This is a genomic window from Seramator thermalis (assembly GCF_004138125.1).
GTDB classification, from domain to species: domain Bacteria; phylum Bacteroidota; class Bacteroidia; order Bacteroidales; family Dysgonomonadaceae; genus Seramator; species Seramator thermalis.
In genome coordinates, this window is record NZ_RXHS01000031.1 from 1 (window position 1) to 2,577 (window position 2,577).

Annotated in this window: 3 protein-coding genes; all 3 read right to left on the minus strand. The window is 42.5% G+C overall.

Annotated elements, in window-relative coordinates; genetic code table 11:
• Positions 1-93 precede the first annotated feature (93 nt).
• Complete coding sequence (gene tnpC / locus EJN84_RS12115; protein ID WP_129595666.1) at positions 94-1,692, minus strand: IS66 family transposase; 1,599 nt, start codon at positions 1,690-1,692, stop codon at positions 94-96.
• 91 nt (positions 1,693-1,783) lie between these two features.
• Positions 1,784-2,146, minus strand: coding sequence for an IS66 family insertion sequence element accessory protein TnpB (tnpB, locus tag EJN84_RS12120; protein ID WP_165004356.1), 363 nt, complete (start codon positions 2,144-2,146; stop codon positions 1,784-1,786).
• Complete coding sequence (tnpA, locus tag EJN84_RS12125; RefSeq protein ID WP_238944025.1) at positions 2,130-2,504, minus strand: IS66 family insertion sequence element accessory protein TnpA; 375 nt, start codon at positions 2,502-2,504, stop codon at positions 2,130-2,132. The genes tnpB and tnpA overlap by 17 nt, the downstream gene beginning before the upstream one ends.
• Positions 2,505-2,577: the final 73 nt, after the last annotated feature.

Genomic DNA, 2,577 nt, shown 5'->3' on the forward strand with positions numbered 1-2,577 from the left:
GTAAGCACCCGATTAAATACCCCTTGATTTATTCCTAATAAACTTTGGCGTTTATAATCTTGGTGCAGAGATTCCAAACTTTACCGGTAATCGTTAGCGTATTATTAGCGTATTATTAGATTTCTCTTTTTCCCACCTGTTAGGCAAGAGAGCCTTCAGGGCTTCATCATTTCCCGGTTTCTGCAGGTATGGCATTTTTGAGATTACATCATTAAGCCACTCTCTGGGGTTTACACCGGATTCTTTGCACGAGGTAAGCAAAGAACAGATTACGGCAGTATTCTGAGCAGCCTCGTGGTTACCGCAGAACAAAAAGTTTTTCCGTGATACTGCTATCGGTCTGATGGCATTTTCTGCCAGGTTGTTATCTATTTTTAATCTGCCGTCTTTTAAATAATTTTTCATACGTGGCCATAAAGCGTAGGAGTAACTGATTGCTTCACCCATACGGCTCTTGGGTAATACCGTCGGATATGTTTTCTCCATCCATTTTTCAAAAGACAGCAATATGGGAGCGGCAAGCTCATTCCTTTTTTTACAGCGCTCATCAAACGACAGGTTCTGCTCATCTGCCATTCTTTCTATTCGGTAAAGTTGCTGTATCTGCTTTAATGCATATTCGGCCGGCGTTTTATTTTCATCCAACGCTGTTTCATAGCGTCGCCTTATATGGGCCATACAGCTGACAAGGCATACCCTGTCATTACTTTCAAAAACATTATAGGCGCTAAACCCATCACTTTGAAGGTAACCTTCAAATGATTTTAATAAAGAACAGGCTGTTTCTCCCGATCTTGACCCTTCATCATAATGAAAGAAAACCAGTTTCTTCATTACGGATCTTACCATCCAGAGGTATTCCTTTTTTGCATAGTGACTATCTTTGTTTATAACCGGCAGGGTTGTTTCATCAACCTGTATGTAGTCCGTATCCAAAACTTCTTCCTTCAAGACCTTGTATAGCGGACTGAGCAACTCACATGCAGGTTTAAACCATCCACTGAGGGTATTTGCAGGTATTTTTACGCCCAGATGATGAAACTGTTTTATCTGACGGTAAAAAGGCAGGTGATACTCATACTTCTGAAGCAGTATCTCTGAAAGAAGGCTGGCTCCCGGGAGTCCTTTGTATACAGGCAGCAGTGGAAGCGGTGCTATTATTACCGCAGGGGTTTCTTCTGTTGAAGGTATAAGATTGTCTTTTAATCCATATTTTGGACGTACGATCTCTTTTACATACAGTTTACCCGGTTCAAACTCCAGTGTTCGGGTACGTTCTTCTCCTATGCGTTTGTATTTGTCCCTGTCAACATCTTCCGGCTCAATCACTACTTCTATAACAGGCAGTCCTTCCAATAGCTTGCGATTGGAACGAGCCTTTTTTCTCTCGGCAGTACGCTGCTCGATCTGTTTTTCTGCCGCAATGCGTTCTGCCTCTATTTCTTCCTGACGTTTGCGCTCATCCTGTGGCGTTTCAAATAAATTTAGCTGATTGGGATCAAGACGGGATAACTTTTCGCTTTTACGTCCGTAAAACTGACGGGTAAACCAGGCTATTTGCGAAAGGAGCTCGTCTATCTTTTGTTGCAGGTTAGTCAACTGTTCCGCCTGTTTAGCATTAGCCTCGGAGAGCTGACGGATTTGTTCCGCCTGCGATTTTATTAAGAGCGCTGATGCTTCTGCCTGATCCATTTTAAGGGCTTTTATTTAGTCGTAAAAATACTAAAAACCCCTGAATCAGACAAGCTTTCAGCGCAATATTTTATACTTTTATTTAAGTTTTTTACCGGTGATTCCTAAGCGCTTTTAGTCGCTTCAACCTGTTGTTCGGATCGTCCCGTATTCCTTCAACCATCATAACCAAATCTGTCCAGCTCATGGGGTATGACCGGCTCTCTTTATCATATCCGGGCAAACGAAAGGTTCCCTCTTCAAGTCTTTTCATGTATAGAACCAGACCTCCGTCTTCGGCATGCAGGATTTTCATAGTGGTGCGGGTTCTGTTTATGAAAATGAAACAGTCACCCATACGAACATCGTATCCCATTTGGTTCTGTACAACTCCGCACAGAGAGTTCATCCCTTTGCGCATGTCGGTTTTCCCCGGACAGAGAAAATAGCGCATGGCATCATTTAGACAGAACATGGGAAGAGCAGATTTGAGTGAGTAAATTAATAGCGGCTTCTGTTTGAGTGCTGCCTGTAAAACTGACCCGGATACCACCCGGAAGTTTTATTCTGACCTCTCCTTTATTATTACCCGATGTGGCAGCTTTACGTGCAGGCTTATTTCCCGGAAGATTAAAGCTGATGGGGGCCAGTTTTTCCACAGCAGTCTTACCTGCATGAGTATTGTATGGACGGGTTAATCCAAATTTGCTTTTCCGGTAATGAAAACTTGAAACAGCGTATGATTCATTGGAACAAAAATCTTTGATGCTTAATCCACTGTTCTGCCGGCGTTCCAGTATCACCATAAATTCTTCTTTGCTTATCGGCGTCATATATTGTTATGTTTGCCGGCAAAGATCAAAAATTATGATGAATACTAAAACGGGGAATTTATCGGGTGCTTAC